Source organism: Clostridium estertheticum (assembly GCF_026650985.1).
GTDB lineage: Bacteria > Bacillota > Clostridia > Clostridiales > Clostridiaceae > Clostridium_AD > Clostridium_AD estertheticum_C.
Genome location: NZ_CP086239.1, coordinates 509,524 through 532,859 on the forward strand (window position 1 = coordinate 509,524; position 23,336 = coordinate 532,859).

Genomic DNA, 23,336 nt, shown 5'->3' on the forward strand with positions numbered 1-23,336 from the left:
CTTAGCTTTAATATGATATAATAATAGCAAAAGATTTAGGTGGTGAATTTATGGAGAAGGAAATATTAGATATTCTAAAAGAAATGCAAAGTGATATGAAATTAATGCAAGGTGATATTAAATCAGTGCAAAGTGATATGAAATCAATGCAAGATGATGTGAAATCAATTAAGATGGCACAGGAAGAGCATACTCAAATATTGAGAGCGTTAGAGCATAAAACGGATGTTATATCAGCAGCGCAGGAAAATTTAAAGCATGAAGTTTTCGAAATTAAAGGTGAAGTTAAGAGCATGAGAAAAGATATGAGTAGTGTTGAAATTATAACAGCTAATAATTGGGCAGATATTGCAAAACTAAAGGCTATAAAATAGTACGTGTAAAATTGTAAAGTAATGATTTACAGTATTTTAAGACCAATTCCATTGTATAATGAAATATTTTATTATATGTAAAATTACAGCTCACTAGGGGCTGTGATTTTTTGCGTTTTTTAACATTGTCCATGTGAAAAAGTAGTTACTTGTGCTCATTGTATGTATAAAAATCCTCCGAAATTTAATAGGCTTAATAGTTTATTATGTCATTGCCTAATACCCCTGGGGTGTAAGAAAGCTAAGGGGTGTAAATCTTTGTGAATTTGGCAATAATTAATAATACTCAAATAAGTCGAGGTTATAATTATGGCAACTATAAAAAGAAAATGAGAATTTAGCACCCTTGGCGTGTAAATTCTGGAAATTTGGTGATGATCAATAAGCAAGGTGTCCCGTTGGTCCGCAAAGTAACCAGGGGTGTAAAAATAAACGGGCTGCTTTTGGGTGGCCCGTTTTGTCAATTTAAGGGGAAATAGTAGTATAATAATCGTTTAGTAAACGATTATATTTTTTTTAGTAAAAATGGGTTAAAAATTTATTTCACAATTTTGCAACTTAAACTCGAAAAATGCGTATTTCATATTGAGAATTAATTTATGTTAAGAAGATTTATTTTATTAGCTACAAAGATTAATACATAGACAAATTACAACAATAATGTATAATATAATAATAATATGTAATCAAATCATAATTTAATAAAAGATGTAAATTGATAATTATAAACCTTCAAATAAGTATTTCGACAGTAAAATGGAGTAGCTTAGAATTTAAAATTAGTTTTGGTGAAATTAATTTTAAAAAAATATTCACTAAAATAAGCAAATAGTATATAATAATACTTGTGAAGTGGAATAAATTATCTTTATAAACAAATTTCGCTAATTTTTGCAAAAAATTAGATTTGAACAAGAAATTATATATTTTATATCTAAATTAAGGGGGATGATGATTTTGAATATAATTGGAAGCTCTACAAAAGGAGATACATATAGTTTACTTAAAAAAAGTATGGATGCCTCCGCGTTAAGAAGTAAAGTAAGTGCAAATAACATTGCAAATATTAATACAAAAAACTACAAAGGGCTTTACGTTACATTTGAGGAAACTTTAAAGGATAACATGGCAGCAGATACAATGAAAACCGATAATAGTAAAGATATTCAAGCAGGTAATAGTAATGGTGAAATTACAGTAAACAGAGATGAGAGTACTAGCGCAAGGCAGGATGGTAATAACGTAGATATAGATCTTGAGATGACTAATCAAGCAGCCAATACTTTAATGTACGCGGCTCTTGTTAGTCAAGTTAATAGTAAGATTTCACTTACCAGTTATGTTATAGGAGGAGGCAAATAGTATTATGAATGATGCGTTTATGGGGATGAGAATAAGTTCTAGTGGACTTGTAGCGGAAAGATTAAGGATGGATACAATATCCTCTAATGTTGCGAATGCAACTACTACTAGAGGCGAAAATGGAAAGCCGTACATAAGAAAGATAGCTGTGTTTCAAGAAAACTTACAACAAGAATTAGATAAAACTACGAGTACATATAAAACAAGTTTTAAAGGGGTTAAGGCTGTGGGGATAGAAAATGATCCATCTGCTTTAAGGCGTGTCTATGATCCATCACACCCAGATGCTGATAAGGATGGGTATGTGAGTATGCCTAACGTAAATATTCTGAATGAAATGGCAGATATGATTGCATCTACAAGAGCATATGAGGCAAATGTAAGTTCTATGACTGCTCAGAAAAGTATGTTTTCTAAAGCGTTAGAAATAGGTAAATAGGAGAGTGTTTTATGGCTATTAATATTAATGCAAATGTAAGCAATACAGCGGTTCTTAATGATGTTAAAACGGACGCTGTTAATACTGAAAATTCTGGTATTAGTTTCTTGGATACATTAAAAGAAAAATTAGATGGAGTTAACGATAAACAAATTGAATCTGATGACCTCACTCAAAGCTTTATAAAGGGTGATGAAACAGATATACAGAAGGTAATGTTATCTACAGCAGAAGCTAAACTGTCTTTAGAAACAGCTGTACAAATTAGAAATAAACTTGTAGATGCCTATGATGTATTTAATAGGATGCAGATATAGGAAGGGAGCTAGAATATGAGCAAGCTACTTGAAGTGAGAAATAAGTTCTCGCAAAGTTGGGGCAACTTAAGCAGAAATAAAAAAATAGCTTATAGCATACTTGTGGGAGTAATATTAATAGCCATTATCTCTTTTATAGTAGCATCATCGCAAACTAAATATGCTGCGTTATATTCAAATTTGTCAACAGAAGATTCAGGGGCAATTGTTGCACAGCTAAAAACTGATAAAGTTAGCTATAAGGTAAGTGGGACTAGTATATTAGTGCCTAAGGAACAAATTGATAGTCTTAGAATGACGCTTGCGTCAGAGGTTAGTCTTACGGATGGAAGTAAGGGATTTGAGCTTTTTGATAGTAGTAAAATGGCACCTACTGATACAGAAACTAAAATTATGTATCAAAGGGCATTATCAGGCGAGATTGAAAGAGCTATAAAGTCTTTCCCAGAAGTAGAAGGAGCTAAGGTTAATTTGGTTATGCCAGAAAGCACTGCTTTTGTTAAAGAAACAGATCCGGCTACAGCATCAGTTGTATTAAAACTTAAATCAGGGACTAAACTTACTAATGAACAGGTAAAGGCAATAGTTTCATTACTAACTGGGGCTGTGCAGAATCTTCCAAAGGAAAATGTGAGTATAGTCTCTGATGACTTTAAACTTCTAACTGAAGGATTATACGACAAGGAAAAGAAGACATTAACTGACTCTACAGATGATCAACAAGCGCTTCAAACACAAATTGAGAGTAGTTTAGAAGCGAAAATAATGAAGGTGCTTGAGCCTGTATATAAAGATAGTGTTAAGGTTTCTGTAAATGCAGACCTTGATTTTGATACACTTACAAGAAAATCTACAACATATGGCAAAACGGGATCAGTTGTAAGTTCACACGATACTGAAACATGGAACGGTGGGACAAGCACTGGTTTATCAACTAGTCCGGTTGATAATGCGACGCAAAATACATCACCTACAACTACTAAAGATGGAAATATTGTAAGCAAAGATGGAACGAAAAATTATGATGTTTCACAAACTGTTGACGATGTAGTGAAGGCACCTGGAGCAGTTAAAAAACTTACTACTTCGGTAGTACTTGATGGCAATTTGGATGCAGCTACTAAGACTTCTGTAAACAATTTAGTTGCACAAGCTATTGGATACTCTGGAGCTAGAGGAGACACTATAAGTATAGAAGGATTGTACTTTAATACGGCGGCTAAAAAAGCTGCTCAGCAAGCGCTCCTTGATATAGCAAATGCAGATAAGGCGGCAGCGTCTAAAATATTATATACTCGTATTGCAGTAGGCGTTTTAGCTATTCTAATATTTATTATAGTAATATTTGTAATTCGTAGGTCAAGGAAGAAGGAAGAAGTAACTACAGAGGGAATTGACATGATGATTGGAGATAATATTCCTCCAAAGCAGGAAGAAATTTTTCCACCTATTGAATTTGAATCTAATGATAAAAAATCTAGTATGGAGAATCAAGTTAAAAAATATGCTGCAGATAAACCAGAACAAGTTGCAGATATAATTAAGTCTTGGCTGACAGAAGATGAGAGGTGATAAGTAGTGGCTAAAGGTGAAAAACTTTCGGGAATTCAAAAAGCAGCTATATTATTTATAACTTTAGGTCCGGACGCATCATCGGGTATAATAAAAAAATTGCCAGAGAAAGATATACAAAAAATAACTTATGAGATTGCAAATATTACTTCAGTTAAACCAGAACTTAGGAAGTCAATTTTAGGTGAATTTATGGAAATGAATAAGGCTAAGGATTTTCTTTTAGAAGGTGGAATTGAATATGCAAAGAATTTGTTATCAAAGGCACTAGGTTCGCAAAGAGCAAAGGAAATTTTAGACAAGGTTATGGAAGAAACTCAACAATATAGGCCATTCGCCATAGCAAGGAAGGCAGATGCTCATCAACTTTTAAATGTTATAGCAAATGAGCATCCACAAACAATAGCACTTATTATGTGTTATATGCAGTCGGATAAGGCTGCTCAGATAATGGCAGAGTTACCACTTGATCTGCAAAGTGAAGTATCTTATAGAATTGCAACTATGAGCAGTATTTCACCTATGGTTATAAAAGAAATTGAAAAAGTTTTAAATGGTAAACTATCTTCTGTAATTAGAACAGATAGTGCTGTAATTGGTGGAATAGAATCTCTAGTTGAAATTCTAAACCAAGTTGACAGAACTACAGAAAAGAATATTACTGAAGGCCTTGAAAGAGAAGATGCAGAACTTGCAGAAAAGATTAAAGAATCTATGTTTGTATTTGAGGATATTATTACATTGGATGATGTTTCAATACAAAGAACATTAAGAGAAATAGATACTAAAGATTTATCTCTTGCATTAAAAGGATGTTCAGAAGAAGTTGCAAACACTATATTCAAGAATCAATCTAAGAGAGCAGCAGCATCTTTGAAAGAAGATATGGAATTCCTTGGACCAGTAAGACTTATGGATGTAGAGAAAGCACAACAAAAAATTGTTGGTATTTTGAGACGTTTAGATGAAGCTGGCGAAATTGTTCTTTCAAGAGGCGGTGAGGAATCGATTGTCATTTAATGTGATAAAAAATTCAAATGTTTTAAAGCAGGGTGAGGAAGAAATAAGCACTCATTTAATTGCAAAGCCTCTGCCCAAAATTATGGATGAGCAGCAAGTTGTAAAAAATGCTAATATGGAAAGTTATGAAACACTTGCTAGCAATATATTACAAAATGCAAGACACGAAAGTGAAAAAATAATTTCAAAATCTATCATTGATGCTGCAGAGGCGAAAATTGGAGCAGTTAAAGAAGGGCTTGAACAAGGGAATAAAGAAGGATATGAAAATGGGTATAATGAAGCAATTAGCGGTGCAACGCAGGAGGCAAATGTTGTACGGGCACAAGCAGATGATATGTTAAAGCTTTCAAAATCTAAGTATGATGAATTCTTAATAGAGAAAGAAAAACATATAAAAGACCTAATTGTAAGCATAGCTGAGAATATATTAAAAAAAGAAGTGAAAGAGCCAGACTCAATAAATGAGATGATTTTTAATACTTTAAAAGCTGAAAGAAATATAAAATTATATATTATAAAAACTAATAACACTCATTTTGATACTGTAAAGGGTCAAGTTGAAAACTGGAAAGCTAAACTAGCATTTCAAGGTGATATATTTGTAATAGAGGATAATTTCTTAGAGGATGGAACTGCTGTTATAGAAAAAGAAACAGGTAAAAGTATTGTAAGTATATCTTATGGTATAGAAAAAATAGTTGAAATGTTTAAGGAAGAGCAATTACAAGTATAAAGAGGGTGAATGATTTTATGGTATCTCTAAATTTTGAGTATTTAATGAAAAAGATTCCTGATATTAACTACACTTACTCTGAGGGGGTGGTGAAAAATGTTATAGGACTTACAATTGAGGTACAGGGAATAACAGCATTTGTAGGTGAAGTATGTAACATTTATAATATATCAAATGAAGAGATACCCTGTGAAGTTGTTGGTTTTCGTGAGAAGGACGTAATACTCATGCCACTTGGAGAACTAGTGGGTATATCACCTGGATGCCGAGTAGTGCCAACTGGAAGCCCACTTAGTGTTAAATGCTCAGATGAATTATTTGGAAAGGTTCTAGATGGGCTAGGAAATCCATTAAATGGTGATGAGATTACTAAATACACAGCATATTCTTTAAATGCATCTCCGCCAGATCCTTTAAAAAGGCGTAGAATAAAAGAAATTCTGCCTACTGGAGTTAGGGCAATTGATGGCTTTTTAACTTGTGGAGAAGGTCAAAGAGTTGGTATATTTGCAGGCAGTGGAGTAGGTAAAAGTACGACTCTTGGAATGCTTGCAAGAGGGGCCAAAGCAGATGTAAATGTTATTGCACTTATTGGTGAAAGAGGGCGTGAAGTTCGCGATTTCCTAGAAAAGGATTTAGGCGAGGAGGGAATGAAAAAATCAATTATAGTATGTGCAACCTCTGATAAAGCAGCCCTGGTAAGATTAAAGGGTGCATTTACAGCGACTGCTATTGCAGAATACTTTAGGGATCAAGGGAAAAAAGTAATTCTAATGATGGATTCAGTAACAAGGTTTGCTATGGCACAAAGGGAAATTGGACTAGCTATTGGAGAACCTCCAGCAAGTAAAGGATATACTCCATCAGTATTTGCAATGTTACCTAAGCTAATGGAACGCAGTGGAATGTCTGATAAAGGATCTATTACAGCTTTTTATACAGTTCTTGTAGATGGTGATGATTTTAATGAGCCAATAGCAGATGCAGTGCGTGGAATACTTGATGGTCACATAGTTTTATCAAGAGCGCTTGCTGGTAAAAATCATTACCCTGCCATTGATGTCCTAAATAGTGTTAGTAGATTGATGTCTGAAATCACTACGCCTGCGCATAAAAAGGCCGCTTCACTTGCAAGAGATTTAATGGCAACTTATAAAGATTCTGAGGATCTAATAAATATTGGTGCTTATGTAAAGGGCAGTAGCGAAAAAATTGATAATGCAATTAAGTATAATGATAGTATAGAGGCTTTTTTAAAGCAGGATACAAATGAAAATACAGACATTAATGTTAGTTTAAGTGTACTCCAAAATATGTTTGAATAGATGTTTCAATGGAGTCCCTTGGGGGATGTTTTTATGGGAGGAGTTTTTATATGAGCGGAGCGTACAAGTTCAGACTTCAAAAACTTCTCGATATTAGACAAGATTTTGAAGATAAAAGTAAACTTGAATTTAAAGAAGCACAAAGAGAAAAAAACATGGTGGAAAAAGAGCTGAACAGCTTAAAAGAAAATTATTCGGCTCATAGAAATATTGATGCTTATGAGTCAATTATACAGCAGAAAATTAAGCAGAATTATTTAAATGCTTTGAACTATTCAATAGATAAAAATACTATAGTACTTGAGGATAAAGGCAAGATATTAGAGCAAAAAAGGGAAAAATTGAAGTTATGTCAAGTTGAAAAAAAGACTGTTGAAATTTTGAAAGAAAAGCAGAAGATTACATTTTTAAAAGAACAAAATTTAATAGAGCAAAAAAGTAATGATGAGTTTGCACTTTTTGCTTTTATTAGAAACAATGCAAAGATTCATGGAAATAAATAGACTTATATATTAATGGTTATTTATTTCCATAAATGTTATTAAAGGAGGTGAGAAAAGTGAATGTAAATAATAATGTGATAACTTACAATACTCCTACTAAAGTTGATACGCCAAAACAACCAGCTAGAAAAGAGGAATTTAAAAAAGCCTTAGATGACCAAACACTAAAATCTAAGAGTTTACCAAATGATGATGTTAAAAAAACAAATGACAAAGAAGAAAACTTGGATGAAACAAAGATAAAAAATTCAGATGAAACAAATAACGAGAATCAGAAGGATAATGTTAGCGAAACTACAGCAGAAGGAGATACAACAAAGGGTTTAGATGATGTTGCTACTGGAGACAAGATAAGTGCAGATATAAACAATGTTATAGACAAGTCTGTTGATCCACTTAAACAAAATATTGATGGATTGCCCAGAAATATAGTAGTTAATGCTGACACTAGTGATAAGGTAAGTACAGATATAAACAGCACTATAGAAAAAGCAATTAAAACACTAAATCAAAATATCGAGGAATTGCCAAAAGATTCGGTAGAAGATGCTGGTATTAAGATGAATAATGTTTTAAAGAAAATTATTGCTTTATTAAAGCAAAACATTAAGACTACTTCAGGAGACTCAGCAAGTACCGATAAATCTACTGATCAAATGGCACAAATTCAGCAGTTATTACAATCTTTAACTGTTATGATTCAAAGTACTGATAAAACTACAATTACTAAAAGCTCAGGGACTGAACTTTCTTCTATTAATATAGAAAATTTATTAGGTGCAGAAAATTTGACACCTGAAACAAAAAGTGATTTAAAAAACAATCTTAGTGAGATAGTATCATTACTACAAAATTCAAAAGAAAATACGAAAGTGACACCCGAAATGCTAGCTATGCTTCAAAAGCTAACTACGCAGGTTAAGGATACAAAATCAGATTTGAATTTATTAAAAGTACCTACTCCTGAAATTGGCAGCAATAATAATGAGGATAAATCAATAAAAGACAATTCAATAAAAATGGTGAAGTCGCAAAACACAGATTTAACTTCTGAAAGTATTTCTAAAAATCAAAATCAGAGTTCAAGTGATAATAAAAAGGATAATAAATCTTCCGGTAATAGTTCCTCTGAGGAAAAATTTCTTAATAAGTTGCTAAGTGGAGATAAGGACGATGCGAAAATATCAAAAGCAGTTAATTTTATGAATCAATTTCAAACTGTGAAAACTTCAGATGCATCCAAAGTACTAAGTACAAATTTAGTAGTTGATAAAAATAATTTTGAAGCAGATGTAATTAAATCTGTAAAATTCATGGAAATTAATAATATAAAGGATTTAACAGTGAAAATGAATCCTAGGGAACTTGGAGAAATTACAATAAAACTTACTATGGAAAGTGGAATTATGAAGGCTAGTATATTGGCGCAAAATAAGGAAACTTATAACTTGTTAAATAATAATGTTCAGGATATTCAAGATAGATTAAAAAATATGGACATTAAAATTCAAAGCTTAGATATAAACGTATATGAGGATTCAACCTTTTTTAACAAGAACTCTAGTGGAAACAATAACAATAATAATGGAAAACAAGATAACGACTCAAAAACTAATGTAGATATAGACGATGATGTTGCGATAAGCAGTAACTATGTTAAAGAAGATAATCAAGTAAATAAGTTTGTTTAGTTATGTAAGATGAAAATTAATATTTAAGGGGTGATATAAAATGGCAACTGATGTTACAGCAGCAACAAATACAAAAGTACTAACAAGCGCAGAACAAGCAGCTTTATCTAGAGCAACAACTCGTGGAACTGCAATTGTAAAGAAAGGCACAGCAATGGATCAAAATTCTTTTCTTAAAATACTTTCGGCCGAACTTACTAACCAAGATCCAACGGCGGCTAAAGATGGTACAGAATTTGTAGCTCAAATGGCACAATTTGCGTCACTAGAACAAATGTCAAATTTAAATACCAATGTGACTTTTTCAAACTCAACTTCGCTAGTAGGAAAGATGGTAGCTTTTGATAGTTATGATGATAAAGGAGTTCAATATGGGGGAACTGTTCAAGCCGTTTATAAGGATGCAGGTAAAACTTACATGGCAGTACAATTGACAGATGGTACTACGAAAGATTTCCCAGCTGACACTTTATCAGATGTTATAGATGTATCAAACGCTACATCGAATTATTTGAATAATAATACAGCATTTTCTGCTGCTATAAATCTAATGGGCAAACAAGTTACAACAGTAGCTTTAGGTGATGCTAAAGTAGCATATACAGGAACTGTTAAAAGTGTGGCTAAAACTACAACAGGAATTAATTTAACTATTTCTTATCAAGAGGATAGTAAGGAAGTCACTAAGGATATAAGTTATGATGACATTTCAAAAGTAGGATAAAAAAGTAATTAATTAAGATAGTAAGGTGATGTTTATATGTCCTATAGAGTGGTAAACGGCAAATTATATTCAACGGCAAACTTTGCTGATTATTCAGGTGTTGGTTTACAAAATAAAAGTGCTCAAGTTAATAAAGAAGAGAGTAGCTTAAGTAAAGATAAAAGTACATTTAATAATATTTTAGATAAACAAGTAAAAAAAGAAGAATGTTTTACCATATCGTCTCATGCAGCACAAAGGCTTAATAGTAGAAATATAAACTTAGATGATGCTGATAGGAAGAAGATTAATGAAGGTATAAATATGGCGGATAGCAAAGGTGCTAAACAATCTTTAATATTGTATAAGGACATGGCTTTGATTACAAGTATTAAAAATAGGACTGTAATTACCGCAATGGATAAAAATCAAAGCACAGGAAATGTAATAACAAATATAGATAGTGTAGTTATGATATAAGCTGGACCTTATAGGGAGCTTAACTTTGTGGAATGACGGAAGCAAAGTGTTTACTAAAAAAATGGGGGTAATATTATGTTAAGATCATTATATGCTGGAATAAGTGGAATGAAAGTGAATCAGCAAAAATTGGATGTTATAGCAAATAACATAGCTAACGTTGGAACTACAGCTTTTAAAAGTTCGAGAGTTAGATTTCAAGATATGGTAAGTCAAAGTATATCTGATGCATCTGCATCATCAACAAATACAGGTGGAGTTAACGCAAAGCAAATAGGACTTGGAGTTCAAATGGCAGGAATAGATACCATGGTAGGTCAAGGTATGATGCAGCCAACATCTAGAACTCTAGATGTTGCTATGGATGGAGAAGGGTATTTAATGGTTGCTAAGGGAGCCATTAATAGTACGGCAAAAACAGATGTTACTGCAGGCACTACAACATCTCAAACAATTACAGACAATACATTTAATGATATATCATATACAAGAGATGGGGCATTAACATTAGACGATGCTGGTCATTTGTTGACATCAGACGGGCAAAGAGTTTTGGGTTACGCGATAGATGGAAGTTTAAGTTATGATACCGATGGTAAACTTACCATAAAATTTGCAGACGCCAATGTTGCGACTACTACATCATCAACTAATGGTGAACTCATTCCATTAACAATACCTGATACAATGCCTAATTCTAAGGATGTACTACAGCGAGTAAAAACTTATTCTATAGAAAAGGATGGGGTTATTAAGGCTGTTTTAGCAGATGGTTCTGTTGCAGCAGTTGGACAGATTGCTATGGCATCATTTAAAAACCCGGCAGGACTAAGTAAGATTGGCAAAAATCAATATGCAAGCACTTCTAACTCAGGAGTAGCTATAGTTAGGTCAGGAACAGGAGCTACTGCTGATAATAGTAAAGGTTACGGTGATATGCTTTCCGGAATGCTTGAAATGTCAAATGTTGATCTTGCTGAGCAGTTTACAGATATGATAGTTGCAAGTAGAGCTTTCCAGGCAATGGGTAAGACAATTACCACAGGAGATGAAATACTACAGGATATAATAGGTCTAAAGAGATAGAATAAGTAAAGTATCATAGGAGGGCCCATGATAAAACTTACAGGGTTAAATAATAAAGAATTTGTATTAAATGCAGAGGTTATAGAAAAAATTGAAATAATGCCAGAAACATTAATAACCTTAACAAATGGGAAAAAGTATATTGTGATTGAAAGTACAGATGAGGTAATTGAAGAGGTAATAAAGTATAAGAATAGGATATTTACTGGCAAGTTTTAGGAGGCAGTTGCATGAAGAAGCATGATTTTTTGACCACTATTGGAATAGTGATAGGATTCGGGTTAACGGTATGGGGGATGGCATCTGGTGGAACTAACTTAAAAATATTTTTTGACCCAGCTTCTATAGCAATTACTGTGGGTGGATCATTTGCTGCACTGCTTATAGCTTATCCTATTTCAGCAATGAAGAATGTTACAAAAATTATAAAACAATCATTTAAAGAAAACACATCAGCTAGTACAGAAATCATTGATTGTTTTATAAGTTTATCTAAAAAAGCAAGAAAAGGTGGACTTTTATCTCTTGAGGATGACATAGCTTTATTACCTGATAAATTTTTAAAAAAAGGACTTCAAATGGTTGTTGATGGTCTAGACCCTGAAACAATAAAAGAAGTTATGGAGCTGGAAATAGATGAAATGGAAAGGCGCCACGAGGATGGGATTAATATATTAAAAGCTTGGGCAGCTTATGCACCAGCTTTTGGTATGCTTGGTACACTTATAGGACTTATTCAAATGCTATCAAGTTTAAGTGATACTTCCGCCGTAGCTTCTGGTATGGGGAAAGCATTAATAACTACTTTCTATGGTGCATTACTTGCAAATTTAGTATTAATTCCTATGGCGCATAATTTAACCTATAAATCTAGCATTGAAGTAAATAATCGTGAAATGATGCTTGAGGGAATACTTTCAATACAATCTGGAGTAAATCCAAGGAGTGTTAAAGAAAGATTAACCACTTATTTATCACCGCCCGATAGAATTAAATTTATTGAGGAGCAGGCGAAAGTAGTTGAGGTGAGTGAGAATGTCTAGAAAAAAGAAGATTAGACCTGAGATACGAACAGATACTTGGCTCGCTACTTTTGCAGATACAATGACACTGCTTCTGACTTTTTTCGTAGTATTATATTCTTTTTCAACAGTTGATGCAACTAAGTTTAAACAAGTTGCATCATCTTTTCAATCTGTATTTACGGGTGAAACCATAAATGGCAGTTTCAGTGTTAAAGATGGAGATGTTCCATTAGTTGGGTTACCGTTACAATCTGGAGCAGCAGGTAGTGATACACAAAGTATTTATAAAAAGGTTCAAAGTTTCATAAAAAATAAAGAATTAGACTCAATAGTTGAGATAAAAACTGACAATAGGGGAGTTATAATTCAACTTCGTGAAAATATTATATTTGAGAGTGGTAATGCAGAAATTATAGATAAAAGTAAGTCAGTATTAAATTCAATAAATGCACTAATATCTACATTTCCTAATGATATTGTAATAGAGGGACATACAGATAATGAACCAATTAATAATTCTAAATATAAAAACAATTGGCAATTATCTTCAGATAGAGCGCTACAAGTACTTGAGTATTTTGTGGTGACAAAAGGACAAGCCCATCCAAACCGATTTAAATCTGTAGCTTGTGGTGAATATCAACCTATTGCAGCAAATAGTAGTGATGCAAATAGAGCTTTAAATAGAAGAGTAAATATTTTAATTGTTGCAAATGATAAGGAGGCCATTACGAAATGAGTGAAAAACCAAAAAAAGGAAATTCGTTAAAGTTAGTTATTATAGTATTGCTCGGACTAATTGTAGTTGGGGGTGCGACCTTTGGCGGTATGATGTTAGCTGGTAAAAAAGGAGCAACACCTGCTTCAACAACTAAGGCTGTAGAGACAAAAGAGGTGACTTATTCATTAGATGAATGCTTAGTGAATTTAACGGATAGTGATGCAAAGAGGTATCTAAAGGTACTTATTTACGTTGGGTATGGTGAAAATACAGATTTAGATACAGAGATAAAAGCACAAAAACCCATTATTAGGGATTTAGTTATTAAAACTCTAAGATCTAAAAAAGCAGCAGATTTTGATGATAGTGTTGTTGATAATATAAAAAAAGAATTAATAACTAAAATAAATCCAGTTTTAACAAAAGGTAAAATAGATCATGTATATTTTAATGATTTATTGGTACAGTAGGTGATAAAATAATGGAGAAAGAATTTTGGGTACTTATGTTTAAAATTCTAATATTTTTACCTTTCATATTATTTATGTTATATTTATCATTGAAATATGGAGGAACCAAACTTCGTAAATTGCAAGATGGTCGATATATGAGGGTACTCGATAGAATTTCTTTATCTAAAGAAAATAGTATTGCAGTTGTAAAAATTGGTGATAAAGCCTATGCTATATCATCAAGTTTAAATGATATTAAAATTTTATTTGAATTGCCTAGCGAAGAAATTATAAAAATAGAAAAAATTAAAGAGCTACCTCAATATGAAGACATGAAAGATTTATTCAAAAAACATATTTTGAAAAAGCAAACTAAAGAGGAAGTTAAATATGAAAATAAAAAATAAAAATTTGTTCGTTTTTGCTTTAGCTCTTGTTATAACCTGTATAGCTACGATAAGCATTGTACATGCAACTACAATACCAATACCTAAAATCAATATTTCAGTTGATAATGCAAGTACACCAAAGGAGTATGTTGATAATATTAAGTTATTATTACTTCTAACAGTACTTACCTTATTGCCATCAATTATTATAATGTCTACAAGTTTTGTAAGAATAATTATAGTGTTATCATTATTCAAAAGTGCTATAGGTATTCAAAATGCAGTACCGAAAGAGGTTATAATTGGACTTGCTCTATTTTTAACATTTTTTACTATGGCTCCGACATTTACGAAAATCAATACTGAGGCTTTAACTCCTTATTTAAACAGTAAAATAACTCAAAAGGTTGCAATTGAAAAAGGTTCTAAACCCATGAGGGATTTTATGTTAAAACAGACTAGAGCAAAAGATTTAAAACTTTTCTTAGATGTAGGTAAATTACAAGATACAGTTAAAAATCAAGTTGATGCTAATGGAAAAGAAATACTTAAAAATGGAAAACCTGTAGTTACATATGACAAAGTACCATTATATGCTGTTGTGCCATCATTTATAATAAGTGAATTAAGGCGAGCTTTTGAAATGGGATTTTTGCTGTTTATACCGTTTATTATAATAGATATAGTAACAGGTAGTATCCTTATGGCTATGGGGATGATGATGTTACCACCAGTTATGATTTCTCTTCCATTTAAATTATTATTATTTGTTATGGTTGATGGATGGAATTTGCTTGCAAAAGCGCTGATTATGAGTTTTAGTTGAGGTGAATTAAATGACAGAGAATATTGTATTATCCGTAATAAAAGATGCTATCTATACTGCAATAATGGTATCTGCTCCAATTTTAGTTGTAGCTACTGTAGTAGGGCTAATAATAAGTATATTCCAAGCTACTACTCAAATTCAAGAGCAAACATTAACTTTTGTGCCAAAACTCGTTGCAGTAGCACTAATTGGCTTATTAATGGGTAGTTGGATGCTCCATATAATGCTTGATTTTACTACTAGGATTTTTGCACTTATAGCAAATATGGGAGGTTAGGTGGAATTGTTTTGATTAATATGGCTTACTATTTAGGCTTTATCATGGTACTCCTTAGAATATCAGCATTCTTTATGAGTATACCAATTTTCTTCCCTAAATCTGCCCCTGTTTTGCTCAAGGTCGGATTTTGTGCTGTTTTCACTTTTATAATTATGCCAGGTATTAATTATCAAAATGTAAATTTGATTACTAATAATGGAACGCTGATAATATTTTCACTAGCAGAGGTTGTTACTGGTTTAATGCTTGGGTACTTAACAAAGTTTTGTTTTTACTCTGCACAAATGGCTGGTCAACTTATGGATTTCCAAATCGGATTTTCTATGATGAGTATGTTTGATCCGATATCTAACGAAAATGTTACTTTACTTGGAAATTTGCTTTATTGGGTAAGTATGGTAATGTTCTTCGTAGTGGATGGCCACCATATGTTAATTAGAGCAATTATTGATTCATTTAATAATGTTGAAATTGGAAAATTTATATTATCGCAGCAAACTGCTATGATGATGCTGAAAGTTTTCATAGAGTTTTTCACGCTTGGATTAAAAATAGCAATACCGATTATTTTAATAATTATTATAACAGATTTAAGTATTGGTCTTGTTTCGAGAACAGTACCACAATTAAATGTTATGATTTTAGGTATGCCAATAAAAATAGTAATAGGACTTGCTTGTTTTTCATTAGTGCTTCCTGCGGCTATTACTCTAATAGTGAATTCTTTTTACACTATTCCAGATATAATCAAGGGGCTTTATAAAGTAATACCACTACTTGTTTTTGTCTCATCGGATAGTGGTGAAAAAACTGAAGATGCTACTCCTAAGAAGAAAAGTGACTCAAAGAAAAAGGGGCAAGTTGCCAAAAGCAAGGAATTATCATCTACCACAACACTACTCACAGTAACACTTCTGATGATGACTCTTGGGGCATATACTCTAGATAATTTAAAAGGTATAATAATTCTTTTCTTAAATAATTATTTAACATTTACACTTACTGAGTATACTTTTAAAACTGTGCTTTTGGTATCAATTATGAAATTTGGTATTTTAATTTTGCCGATTGTGGTTCCTATTATGATAATGGGAATAGTTGCAAGCCTTATGCAATCTGGGTTTATATTTACAGGTGAACCACTTAAACCAGATCTTAAAAAACTAGATCCTATAAGTGGATTCAAAAAAATATTTTCCATGAGATCAGTGGTGGATTTAATTAAAAATTTAACTATAGTTACTCTTATATCAGTTATAGCTTATAAATTTGTTAAAAACAACTATATGCAAATAATGAATTATGGGAGTTTGAAAATAGAAGCTATTTTGGCGGCCTTTGGAAGTCTGGTTATAGATATATTTTTTAAAATAGCAATAGTTATGCTTATAATATCTATAATTGATTTCGCCTATCAGAAATATAAACATAATAAAGAACTAAAAATGAGTATGCAGGAAATCAAGGAAGAATATAAGCAACAAGAAGGAGATCCTTTGATTAAATCAAAAATCAGGCAGAAACAAAGAGAAATGGCGTCGGGTAGAATGATGCAAGACGTACCTGATGCAACAGTTGTCATTACAAATCCAACCCACTTAGCTATTGCAATTAAGTATGAGCAAGGAGAGGATGGGGCACCTATAGTTGTGGCTATTGGTGCAGATAATGTGGCAATAAAGATAAAAGAAATTGCAAGTGAAAATGATATCCCAATTATTGAAAACAAACCTTTAGCAAGGTTAATATACAAGGAATTAGAGGTAGGCTCAGAAATCCCAGCTGATATGTATCAAGCAGTAGCAGAGATATTAGCATTGGTATATAAACTGAAGAAAAAATAGTAAAGGATGATATTTGTGGCTGAAAAAGCAAAATTTAAGATAAAGAATAATTTGGACGTTTTAGTTGCATTTGGAGTAATTGCAATAGTTCTTATGATTATTATTCCATTACCACCCAAACTTCTTGATGTAATAATTGCATTTAATATTACACTCGCAGTTGTGATTTTATTATTAACAATGTTTACGACAGAAGTTTTGCAATTTTCAGTTTTTCCAACATTATTACTTATTACCACACTTTTAAGGTTAGCACTAAATATTTCATCTACAAGACTTGTATTAACACAGGCTTATGCAGGAGATATTATAGAAGCTTTTGGTGAGTTTGTTGTTGGTGGTAACTATGTAGTCGGAATAATTATTTTCTTAATAATAATAATTATACAGTTTGTTGTTATTACAAGCGGTGCTGGGCGTGTATCAGAAGTTTCTGCTAGATTTACGCTAGACGCTATGCCAGGTAAACAAATGAGTATAGATGCTGATTTGAATGCAGGCGTTATAACTGAAGAACAGGCAAGAGAGCGAAGAACAAAACTTCAAGATGAAGCTAGTTTCTATGGAGCTATGGATGGAGCATCAAAATTCGTAAAAGGAGATGCAATAGCAGGTATAATTATTACTATAATTAATATCTTCGGTGGGATAATAATAGGGGTAGTAATGCTTGGTATGCCAATTGCAACAGCTGCAACTACTTATGTTAGATTAACCGTTGGAGATGGACTTGTAAGTCAGATACCAGCTCTTTTAATATCAACCGCATCAGGTATTTTAGTTACTAGATCTGGTAGCAATGTGAATTTGGGAACCCAAATAACATCGCAGCTTACTACATTTCCAAAAGTTATTGCTTTAGCATCAATTGTGTTAGTAGTTTTGGCTTGTATTCCAGGAATGCCACATATTGTTTTCATAATACTCGCTATTGCTATGGCAACCAGTGCTTATTTCTTGAATAAGGATGAAAAAGATCAAAAAATAATAAAATCAGAAACTGAAGAACAAGAATCTTTTGAAACAGAAAATAGAGAACCAGAGGATGTAATGAACTTAATTTCTGTAGAACCTATGGAGATAGAGATAGGTTATGGATTAATACCACTTGCAGATGAAGCTACAGGTGGAGATTTGTTACAAAGAATAGCATCTGTAAGAAGGCAATGCGCACTCGAGATGGGAATTGTTGTACAACCTATTAGAATTAAAGATAATTTGCAACTAAAAACAAATGAATACGTAGTTAAGATAAGAGGTACTGTAATAATAAAAGGTGAATTGATGCCAAGTATGTTACTTTGTATTGATCCAAGTTCAGAAGATATTACTATTCAAGGTATTAATACTGTTGAACCAACCTTTGGATTACCAGCAGTATGGATAAATAATGATCAAAGAGAAGATGCTGAAATCAAGGGCTTAACGGTGGTAGACCCAACTACTGTAATGGTAACTCATTTAACAGAAACTATTAAGAATCATGCCTATGAACTTCTAGGAAGACAGGAAACTAAATTATTAATTGATTCGGTTAAAGAAAAATATAATACCGTAGTTGAAGAATTAATACCAGATCTTATGACAATTGGGGAAGTTCAAAAGGTTCTTCAAAGTCTTCTTAAAGAAAAGGTAGCCATAAAGGATATGGTAACTATTCTAGAATCTCTAGCAGACAATGCTAGAATAACTAAGGATACAGAAGTATTAACAGAGTATGTACGTTTTTCACTTGGACGAAGTATTTGTAATGGACTAATTGACGAAAATGGAATCATGACAATTATGACGCTTTCGCCTGAAGTTGAGAATATTGTATCAAATAATATTCAAAAATCTCTGCAAGGGTCTTTCCCCGCAGTTGATCCAGAGACTACTGGTAAAATATTAAATTCTATTAAAGAAAATATTAATACAATTTATTTTCACAATAACCAACCAGTAATACTCGTATCTCCTAAGATAAGACCAGCATTCAGAAGGTTAATTGAAATGGTATTTCCTACAGTATCTGTGCTTTCTCTTAATGAGATACCAAATGAAGTTGAGATCAAAACTGAAGGAGTTGTGACTCTACAATGATTATAAAACGTTATATAGTTAATACCATGAATGAGGCCATGACAAGAATAAGATATGAACTAGGAAGAGATGCAGTAATTATAAGTCAAAGGAAAATTAGAAAGCCAGGAATAAAGGGATTTTTTTCTGCCAAAAGTATTGAAGTTACCGCTGCAGTTGAAAATGAAGCAAATGAGAAAAAACAAAATACAGCAAATGAGAAAAAACAAAATACAGCAAATGAGAAAAAACAAAATACAATAAATAATGGTGATAGTCGAAATAGTAATGAATTAAATAACATAGAACTAGATAGTATAGAAGCAATAAAAAAAGTTGTGCAGCAGGAAAATGAAAATATAAATAACTCAAAAGTAGTCCAAAAACAAAATAGCAGTGTACATAAAATTCTTAATCAAAATGATAATAATTCAGAGCAGTTAATGAGTGAAATGATGGAAATGAAAACTATGATTACTTCTCTCTCTCAAGTTGGCACGCCAATGGAAAATCAAAAGAGTGACATAGAGAAAATATTATTTGATAATGATGTAGATAGTGAAAATATTGAAAACATAATGGTGAAAATTAAGAATAATAAAACTGAAAAAACAGATCTTGAAAAATTAAAAATGGTATTAAAAGAAATGATTAATGTAACCAAACCAAAACTCGAAGGTAGAATAGTGCTTGTAGGTCCTACTGGTGTAGGAAAAACTACAACTATAGCAAAACTTGCAGGTAGGCTTGCTTTAGCTGAGGAAAAAAAAGTAGGGCTGATTACTGTAGATACTTATAGAATAGGTGCAGTAGAACAGTTAAAAGCGTATGCTGATATTATGAACTTACCTTTTAAGGTTGTATACAATATGAATGATATGGACAAGGCAATAGAAAGTATGAGTGAATGTGAGGTAGTGTTAATTGATACTACAGGACGAAGTAGTAAAAATAAAATGCAAATAGCTGAACTTCGAACATTTGTAGAAAAGGCAGGTACTAAAAATATCCATTTAGTTCTAAGCTCTACAACTAAAAATAGGGACATGAAATATATTGTTGAAGGATATCGAATTTTGAATTATAATAGTATAATAGTAACTAAATTAGATGAAACTTCCACTTATGGATCTATACTAAATATACTAGAAACAGCTAAAATACCGCTTAGTTTTGTGTCAATTGGTCAGAATGTACCTGATGATATTAAAGAGTTATCTGCTGATTCAATTGTTAGCCTTATACTAGGAGAGGATACTATATGCTAGACCAAGCACAAAGACTTAGGCAAATGGCTGTTAAAAATGATAATAAGGTGGATTTGCAACCAAGAATTATAACTGTTACCTCTGGTAAAGGGGGAGTAGGTAAAAGTAATATAGTAGTGAATTTATCTATAGCACTTCAAAAGATGGGCAAAAAAGTTATGATTTTTGATGCGGATATTGGTATGGGTAATGATGATATTATAATGGGATGTTCATCGAGATATAGTGTATTTGATGTTATAAGTAAAGGAAAAGAAATAGAGGAAGTTGTTTTAACAGGACCATTTGGCGTAAAACTTCTTCCAGGAGGTTCAGCTCTTACAAAGGTTGAGGATTTGACAGAAGTTGAAAGAAATATATTTTTAAATAAGCTTACAGCTTTAACGGGACTTGATTATATAATAATGGATACAGGAGCTGGTGTAAATAAAAGCGTTTTGGGTTTTATTGCTTGCTGTGAAGATTTAGTAATTGTAACAACGCCAGAACCTACGTCGCTAACTGATGCGTATAGTTTACTCAAGGCTGTTAAGCATTTTGATATTAAAAATTCTGCTAAAGTTATAATAAATAGATCGCTCGACAATGATGAAGCTGATTTGACATTTAATAAATTTAATAATGCTGTTAATAAGTTTCTTGATATGAAACTTGAATATTTAGGTAAAATCGGTGAGGATAAGAAATTGTCTTATGCAGTAAGGCAACAAGAGCCTGTAGTTGTAAGTTATCCGAATTCTGAGGCCGCTAAGGATATAAATAAGATTGCAAATAAACTTGAGGGCGCGAAGGATAAAGTAAGTGGTATTGGCGTAGAGGGGCTATTTAAAAAGATTTTCAGCATTTTTTCATAAGGGGTTGGGGTAGTTGATTAAAGTTGATTTTAAGTTAAATAAGAAGCTAGAAATATTAGTTGACGAAAAATATTTTAATAGTAATGTGCAAGATGTAACACAAGATTACATAGCAATTAGTATTCCTACGAATGCAGGAGAGTATCTTCCATTGTCAAATGGATCCATAATAGATGTAATATATTATGAAGAAGAAAATATTTATAAATTTTCATCTACAATTATAGGTCGTAAATTTGAGAATATACCCATTTTACTCCTTGCAAAACCTGAGGAAATAAAAAAAATACAAAGAAGAAAATATGTTAGAGTACCATTAATAAAAACTGCTAAATACATAAATCTTAAGAATGAGCCGAAAGTAAAGCTTAGTACTATTGATGGTAGTAAATATTTAAAGGCAGTGCTTGTTGATTTAAGTGGTGGTGGCATGAGGGTTAAAGTGTCAGAGAAAATTAAGGATAATGATTTTCTATTGGTAGCATTAACTGTTAACGAAGAAGAGGTACTTATTGTAGGGCAAACAAAGAGGATAATGAAAGACGATGATGGTAGATTTATATGTGGTCTTAGTTTCGAATTTTTAGATAACGCAACAAGGGAGCAACTTATTAGATATATATTTCAACTTATGAGAAATCAAATGAAAAAAATTTGAGGAGGTTTTTAAATGTCCATAGCTAAAGCAGATGATATAAGAGAGCAAATTGTAAAAAAACATATACCTTTAGTTAAATATATTGCATCTAGAGTAATTATTGGAAAAACTAAATATGTTGAATATGAAGACTTAATTAGTTATGGTATGTTAGGCCTTATGGATGCTTTAGGAAAATACGATGCCACTAAAGGTATGAAGTTTTCAAGTTATGCATCAATAAGAATAAAGGGTGCTATGATAGATGAGCTTAGGCGTAATAGTCCAATATCTAAAGGAGCTATGGATAAGCTTAACAGATATAACGAAGCAATTGAGAGGCTTCAGAAATGCTTATATCGGGAACCAACAAACCACGAAATTGCGAGTGAACTTGGTATTACAATAAATGAAGTTGCAAGCATTGAAAACAATATAAATTATATATCGGTAGTTTCGCTTGAAGATCTGATTTTTTCTGATGATGATGACATGCCACTTAGTGGTACTATTAGAGATAATAGGAGTCCTAGCCCTGAGGGAGCATTAGAACAAAAAGAACAAGTTGAATATTTAGCTTTAGGGCTAGACAATGTTAAAGAAAAAGATAAACTTGTTTTAACCTTATATTATTTTGAAGGTCTTACACTTAAGGAAATAGGAAATATTTTGAGCGTATCTGAATCACGAGTTTGTCAACTCCATAGCAGAGCTCTTATAAATCTAAGAAAGGCCTTAGTTAAACTTAAATATGATTTATAATATAGAAATTACATACTAATAATTTAATTTTTAAGATTAGAGGTGAATTATATGACAGGTTTATTAATTTTTATTGGGTTAATTCTTATAATTTTAAATGTGTTATCAATAAAAAAACAAAATAAGTCCTTTAATGGAGTTTTAGGGAATGCTATGGGAAATATTAAAGATGATGATATTAGGATAGGGGAACTTAGAGCAGAGTTTTCAGAAAGCATTTTAGAACTTCAAAGCGAAATAATGGAAATAAAAGAGATTATGGCAAAAAACGATAAAATACATAAAGACTATGAAGCTTATCACGATAATAAAGAGAATACAATTACTATAGATGATACTAAATCAGATAATGCAAGTATTACATACATATCTAAGCCAGATGAAATTGATAGTAGAGTCTTAGATGAACCTCATAATAATAGTAATGAAAAAGTTGAGAAAATAAAAAGGTTATTTAGTGAAGGGTCATCTACTGACGAAGTTTGCGAAATATTGCATTTGGGTAAGGGGGAAGTACTATTAATAAAGGATTTATATATAAGATAAAAAAATTAATAGACTTTTTAAGTGATAGAAAACTCTTGATTGGAATAGGAATAGGTTTGA

27 protein-coding genes are annotated in these 23,336 nt (G+C 32.0%); all 27 read left to right on the top strand.

From position 1 onward, the window contains the following. The first annotated feature begins 50 nt into the window (after positions 1-50). The 27 genes from LL038_RS02485 to LL038_RS02615 all read left to right on the top strand — a co-directional run bounded on the left by LL038_RS02485 (position 51) and on the right by LL038_RS02615 (position 23,276). Complete coding sequence (locus LL038_RS02485; RefSeq protein ID WP_216122248.1) at positions 51-374, top strand: hypothetical protein; 324 nt, start codon at positions 51-53, stop codon at positions 372-374. 951 nt (positions 375-1,325) lie between these two features. Further along, positions 1,326-1,736 (top strand): flagellar basal body rod protein FlgB, encoded by a 411-nt coding sequence (flgB, locus tag LL038_RS02490; protein WP_216122530.1) that lies wholly within the window; start codon positions 1,326-1,328, stop codon positions 1,734-1,736. Positions 1,737-1,740: 4 nt separating this feature from the next. Then, positions 1,741-2,175 (top strand): flagellar basal body rod protein FlgC, encoded by a 435-nt coding sequence (gene flgC / locus LL038_RS02495; protein WP_071613447.1) that lies wholly within the window; start codon positions 1,741-1,743, stop codon positions 2,173-2,175. An 11-nt stretch (positions 2,176-2,186) separates the two neighbouring features. After that, complete coding sequence (gene fliE / locus LL038_RS02500; protein ID WP_216122250.1) at positions 2,187-2,492, top strand: flagellar hook-basal body complex protein FliE; 306 nt, start codon at positions 2,187-2,189, stop codon at positions 2,490-2,492. A 15-nt stretch (positions 2,493-2,507) separates the two neighbouring features. Further along, positions 2,508-4,064, top strand: coding sequence for a flagellar basal-body MS-ring/collar protein FliF (gene fliF, locus LL038_RS02505; protein ID WP_216122251.1), 1,557 nt, complete (start codon positions 2,508-2,510; stop codon positions 4,062-4,064). 6 nt (positions 4,065-4,070) lie between these two features. Further along, a complete protein-coding gene (gene fliG / locus LL038_RS02510; protein ID WP_171296800.1) occupies positions 4,071-5,084 on the top strand; it encodes a flagellar motor switch protein FliG in 1,014 nt (337 codons plus the stop codon). Then, positions 5,074-5,820, top strand: a complete 747-nt coding sequence (locus LL038_RS02515) for a hypothetical protein (protein ID WP_216122254.1) — start codon at positions 5,074-5,076, stop codon at positions 5,818-5,820. Before fliG ends, LL038_RS02515 begins: the two co-directional genes overlap by 11 nt. A 17-nt stretch (positions 5,821-5,837) precedes the next feature. After that, positions 5,838-7,145 carry a flagellar protein export ATPase FliI gene (fliI, locus tag LL038_RS02520; RefSeq protein ID WP_216122532.1) on the top strand — a complete coding sequence of 436 codons (1,308 nt, stop codon included), beginning with the start codon at positions 5,838-5,840 and terminating at the stop codon, positions 7,143-7,145. Positions 7,146-7,195: 50 nt separating this feature from the next. After that, on the top strand, positions 7,196-7,648 hold the full coding sequence (gene fliJ / locus LL038_RS02525; protein ID WP_216122256.1) for a flagellar export protein FliJ: 453 nt from the start codon (positions 7,196-7,198) through the stop codon (positions 7,646-7,648). A 56-nt stretch (positions 7,649-7,704) separates the two neighbouring features. Further along, the gene (locus LL038_RS02530; RefSeq protein ID WP_216122259.1) at positions 7,705-9,339 is read left to right on the top strand and encodes a flagellar hook-length control protein FliK; all 1,635 of its coding nucleotides are present in this window, start codon (positions 7,705-7,707) and stop codon (positions 9,337-9,339) included. 40 nt (positions 9,340-9,379) lie between these two features. After that, positions 9,380-10,063 (top strand): flagellar hook capping FlgD N-terminal domain-containing protein, encoded by a 684-nt coding sequence (locus tag LL038_RS02535; protein ID WP_216122260.1) that lies wholly within the window; start codon positions 9,380-9,382, stop codon positions 10,061-10,063. Positions 10,064-10,099: 36 nt separating this feature from the next. After that, positions 10,100-10,522 (top strand): TIGR02530 family flagellar biosynthesis protein, encoded by a 423-nt coding sequence (locus tag LL038_RS02540; RefSeq protein WP_216122262.1) that lies wholly within the window; start codon positions 10,100-10,102, stop codon positions 10,520-10,522. Positions 10,523-10,597: 75 nt separating this feature from the next. Continuing rightward, positions 10,598-11,608 (top strand): flagellar hook-basal body complex protein, encoded by a 1,011-nt coding sequence (locus LL038_RS02545; RefSeq protein WP_216122264.1) that lies wholly within the window; start codon positions 10,598-10,600, stop codon positions 11,606-11,608. A gap of 27 nt (positions 11,609-11,635) precedes the next feature. Beyond that, positions 11,636-11,827 (top strand): flagellar FlbD family protein, encoded by a 192-nt coding sequence (locus LL038_RS02550; protein ID WP_216104905.1) that lies wholly within the window; start codon positions 11,636-11,638, stop codon positions 11,825-11,827. A gap of 11 nt (positions 11,828-11,838) precedes the next feature. After that, a complete protein-coding gene (locus LL038_RS02555) occupies positions 11,839-12,651 on the top strand; it encodes a motility protein A (RefSeq protein WP_216122266.1) in 813 nt (270 codons plus the stop codon). Further along, positions 12,644-13,372 carry a flagellar motor protein MotB gene (locus LL038_RS02560; RefSeq protein WP_216122268.1) on the top strand — a complete coding sequence of 243 codons (729 nt, stop codon included), beginning with the start codon at positions 12,644-12,646 and terminating at the stop codon, positions 13,370-13,372. Before LL038_RS02555 ends, LL038_RS02560 begins: the two co-directional genes overlap by 8 nt. Then, positions 13,369-13,824, top strand: a complete 456-nt coding sequence (locus tag LL038_RS02565) for a flagellar basal body-associated FliL family protein (protein ID WP_216122270.1) — start codon at positions 13,369-13,371, stop codon at positions 13,822-13,824. The genes LL038_RS02560 and LL038_RS02565 overlap by 4 nt, the downstream gene beginning before the upstream one ends. Positions 13,825-13,835: 11 nt before the next feature. Continuing rightward, a complete protein-coding gene (locus LL038_RS02570) occupies positions 13,836-14,213 on the top strand; it encodes a flagellar biosynthetic protein FliO (protein ID WP_216122272.1) in 378 nt (125 codons plus the stop codon). Next, positions 14,197-15,021, top strand: a complete 825-nt coding sequence (gene fliP, locus LL038_RS02575) for a flagellar type III secretion system pore protein FliP (RefSeq protein ID WP_216122274.1) — start codon at positions 14,197-14,199, stop codon at positions 15,019-15,021. The genes LL038_RS02570 and fliP overlap by 17 nt, the downstream gene beginning before the upstream one ends. Before the next feature lie 10 nt (positions 15,022-15,031). Then, on the top strand, positions 15,032-15,301 hold the full coding sequence (fliQ, locus tag LL038_RS02580; RefSeq protein ID WP_171296813.1) for a flagellar biosynthesis protein FliQ: 270 nt from the start codon (positions 15,032-15,034) through the stop codon (positions 15,299-15,301). An 11-nt stretch (positions 15,302-15,312) separates the two neighbouring features. Then, positions 15,313-17,148, top strand: coding sequence for a fused FliR family export protein/FlhB family type III secretion system protein (locus tag LL038_RS02585; protein ID WP_216122276.1), 1,836 nt, complete (start codon positions 15,313-15,315; stop codon positions 17,146-17,148). Between the two features lie 15 nt (positions 17,149-17,163). Continuing rightward, positions 17,164-19,230 carry a flagellar biosynthesis protein FlhA gene (gene flhA / locus LL038_RS02590; RefSeq protein ID WP_375293002.1) on the top strand — a complete coding sequence of 689 codons (2,067 nt, stop codon included), beginning with the start codon at positions 17,164-17,166 and terminating at the stop codon, positions 19,228-19,230. After that, complete coding sequence (gene flhF, locus LL038_RS02595) at positions 19,227-20,477, top strand: flagellar biosynthesis protein FlhF (protein ID WP_216122280.1); 1,251 nt, start codon at positions 19,227-19,229, stop codon at positions 20,475-20,477. The genes flhA and flhF overlap by 4 nt, the downstream gene beginning before the upstream one ends. Continuing rightward, positions 20,471-21,331 carry a MinD/ParA family protein gene (locus LL038_RS02600; protein ID WP_216122282.1) on the top strand — a complete coding sequence of 287 codons (861 nt, stop codon included), beginning with the start codon at positions 20,471-20,473 and terminating at the stop codon, positions 21,329-21,331. The genes flhF and LL038_RS02600 overlap by 7 nt, the downstream gene beginning before the upstream one ends. 13 nt (positions 21,332-21,344) lie before the next feature. Further along, positions 21,345-21,989 (top strand): flagellar brake protein, encoded by a 645-nt coding sequence (locus tag LL038_RS02605; RefSeq protein ID WP_216122284.1) that lies wholly within the window; start codon positions 21,345-21,347, stop codon positions 21,987-21,989. A 12-nt stretch (positions 21,990-22,001) separates the two neighbouring features. After that, positions 22,002-22,730 (top strand): FliA/WhiG family RNA polymerase sigma factor, encoded by a 729-nt coding sequence (locus LL038_RS02610; RefSeq protein WP_216122286.1) that lies wholly within the window; start codon positions 22,002-22,004, stop codon positions 22,728-22,730. Between the two features lie 51 nt (positions 22,731-22,781). Continuing rightward, complete coding sequence (locus LL038_RS02615) at positions 22,782-23,276, top strand: DUF6115 domain-containing protein (protein WP_216122288.1); 495 nt, start codon at positions 22,782-22,784, stop codon at positions 23,274-23,276. Positions 23,277-23,336 lie beyond the last annotated feature (60 nt).

Bases quoted from the DNA above. Each gene is read 5' to 3' on its own strand.
- LL038_RS02485 (WP_216122248.1), top strand. From the start codon at position 51: ATGGAGAAGGAAATATTAGATATTCTAAAAGAAATGCAAAGTGATATG.
- LL038_RS02545 (WP_216122264.1), top strand. From the start codon at position 10,598: ATGTTAAGATCATTATATGCTGGAATAAGTGGAATGAAAGTGAATCAG.
- flgB (WP_216122530.1), top strand. From the start codon at position 1,326: ATGATTTTGAATATAATTGGAAGCTCTACAAAAGGAGATACATATAGT.
- fliE (WP_216122250.1), top strand. From the start codon at position 2,187: ATGGCTATTAATATTAATGCAAATGTAAGCAATACAGCGGTTCTTAAT.
- fliQ (WP_171296813.1), top strand. From the start codon at position 15,032: ATGACAGAGAATATTGTATTATCCGTAATAAAAGATGCTATCTATACT.
- LL038_RS02570 (WP_216122272.1), top strand. From the start codon at position 13,836: ATGGAGAAAGAATTTTGGGTACTTATGTTTAAAATTCTAATATTTTTA.
- LL038_RS02535 (WP_216122260.1), top strand. From the start codon at position 9,380: ATGGCAACTGATGTTACAGCAGCAACAAATACAAAAGTACTAACAAGC.
- fliJ (WP_216122256.1), top strand. From the start codon at position 7,196: ATGAGCGGAGCGTACAAGTTCAGACTTCAAAAACTTCTCGATATTAGA.
- LL038_RS02550 (WP_216104905.1), top strand. From the start codon at position 11,636: ATGATAAAACTTACAGGGTTAAATAATAAAGAATTTGTATTAAATGCA.
- LL038_RS02540 (WP_216122262.1), top strand. From the start codon at position 10,100: ATGTCCTATAGAGTGGTAAACGGCAAATTATATTCAACGGCAAACTTT.
- LL038_RS02565 (WP_216122270.1), top strand. From the start codon at position 13,369: ATGAGTGAAAAACCAAAAAAAGGAAATTCGTTAAAGTTAGTTATTATA.
- LL038_RS02555 (WP_216122266.1), top strand. From the start codon at position 11,839: ATGAAGAAGCATGATTTTTTGACCACTATTGGAATAGTGATAGGATTC.
- flhF (WP_216122280.1), top strand. From the start codon at position 19,227: ATGATTATAAAACGTTATATAGTTAATACCATGAATGAGGCCATGACA.
- LL038_RS02610 (WP_216122286.1), top strand. From the start codon at position 22,002: ATGTCCATAGCTAAAGCAGATGATATAAGAGAGCAAATTGTAAAAAAA.
- fliP (WP_216122274.1), top strand. From the start codon at position 14,197: ATGAAAATAAAAAATAAAAATTTGTTCGTTTTTGCTTTAGCTCTTGTT.
- LL038_RS02600 (WP_216122282.1), top strand. From the start codon at position 20,471: ATGCTAGACCAAGCACAAAGACTTAGGCAAATGGCTGTTAAAAATGAT.
- LL038_RS02615 (WP_216122288.1), top strand. From the start codon at position 22,782: ATGACAGGTTTATTAATTTTTATTGGGTTAATTCTTATAATTTTAAAT.
- LL038_RS02560 (WP_216122268.1), top strand. From the start codon at position 12,644: ATGTCTAGAAAAAAGAAGATTAGACCTGAGATACGAACAGATACTTGG.
- flgC (WP_071613447.1), top strand. From the start codon at position 1,741: ATGAATGATGCGTTTATGGGGATGAGAATAAGTTCTAGTGGACTTGTA.
- fliI (WP_216122532.1), top strand. From the start codon at position 5,838: ATGGTATCTCTAAATTTTGAGTATTTAATGAAAAAGATTCCTGATATT.
- fliF (WP_216122251.1), top strand. From the start codon at position 2,508: ATGAGCAAGCTACTTGAAGTGAGAAATAAGTTCTCGCAAAGTTGGGGC.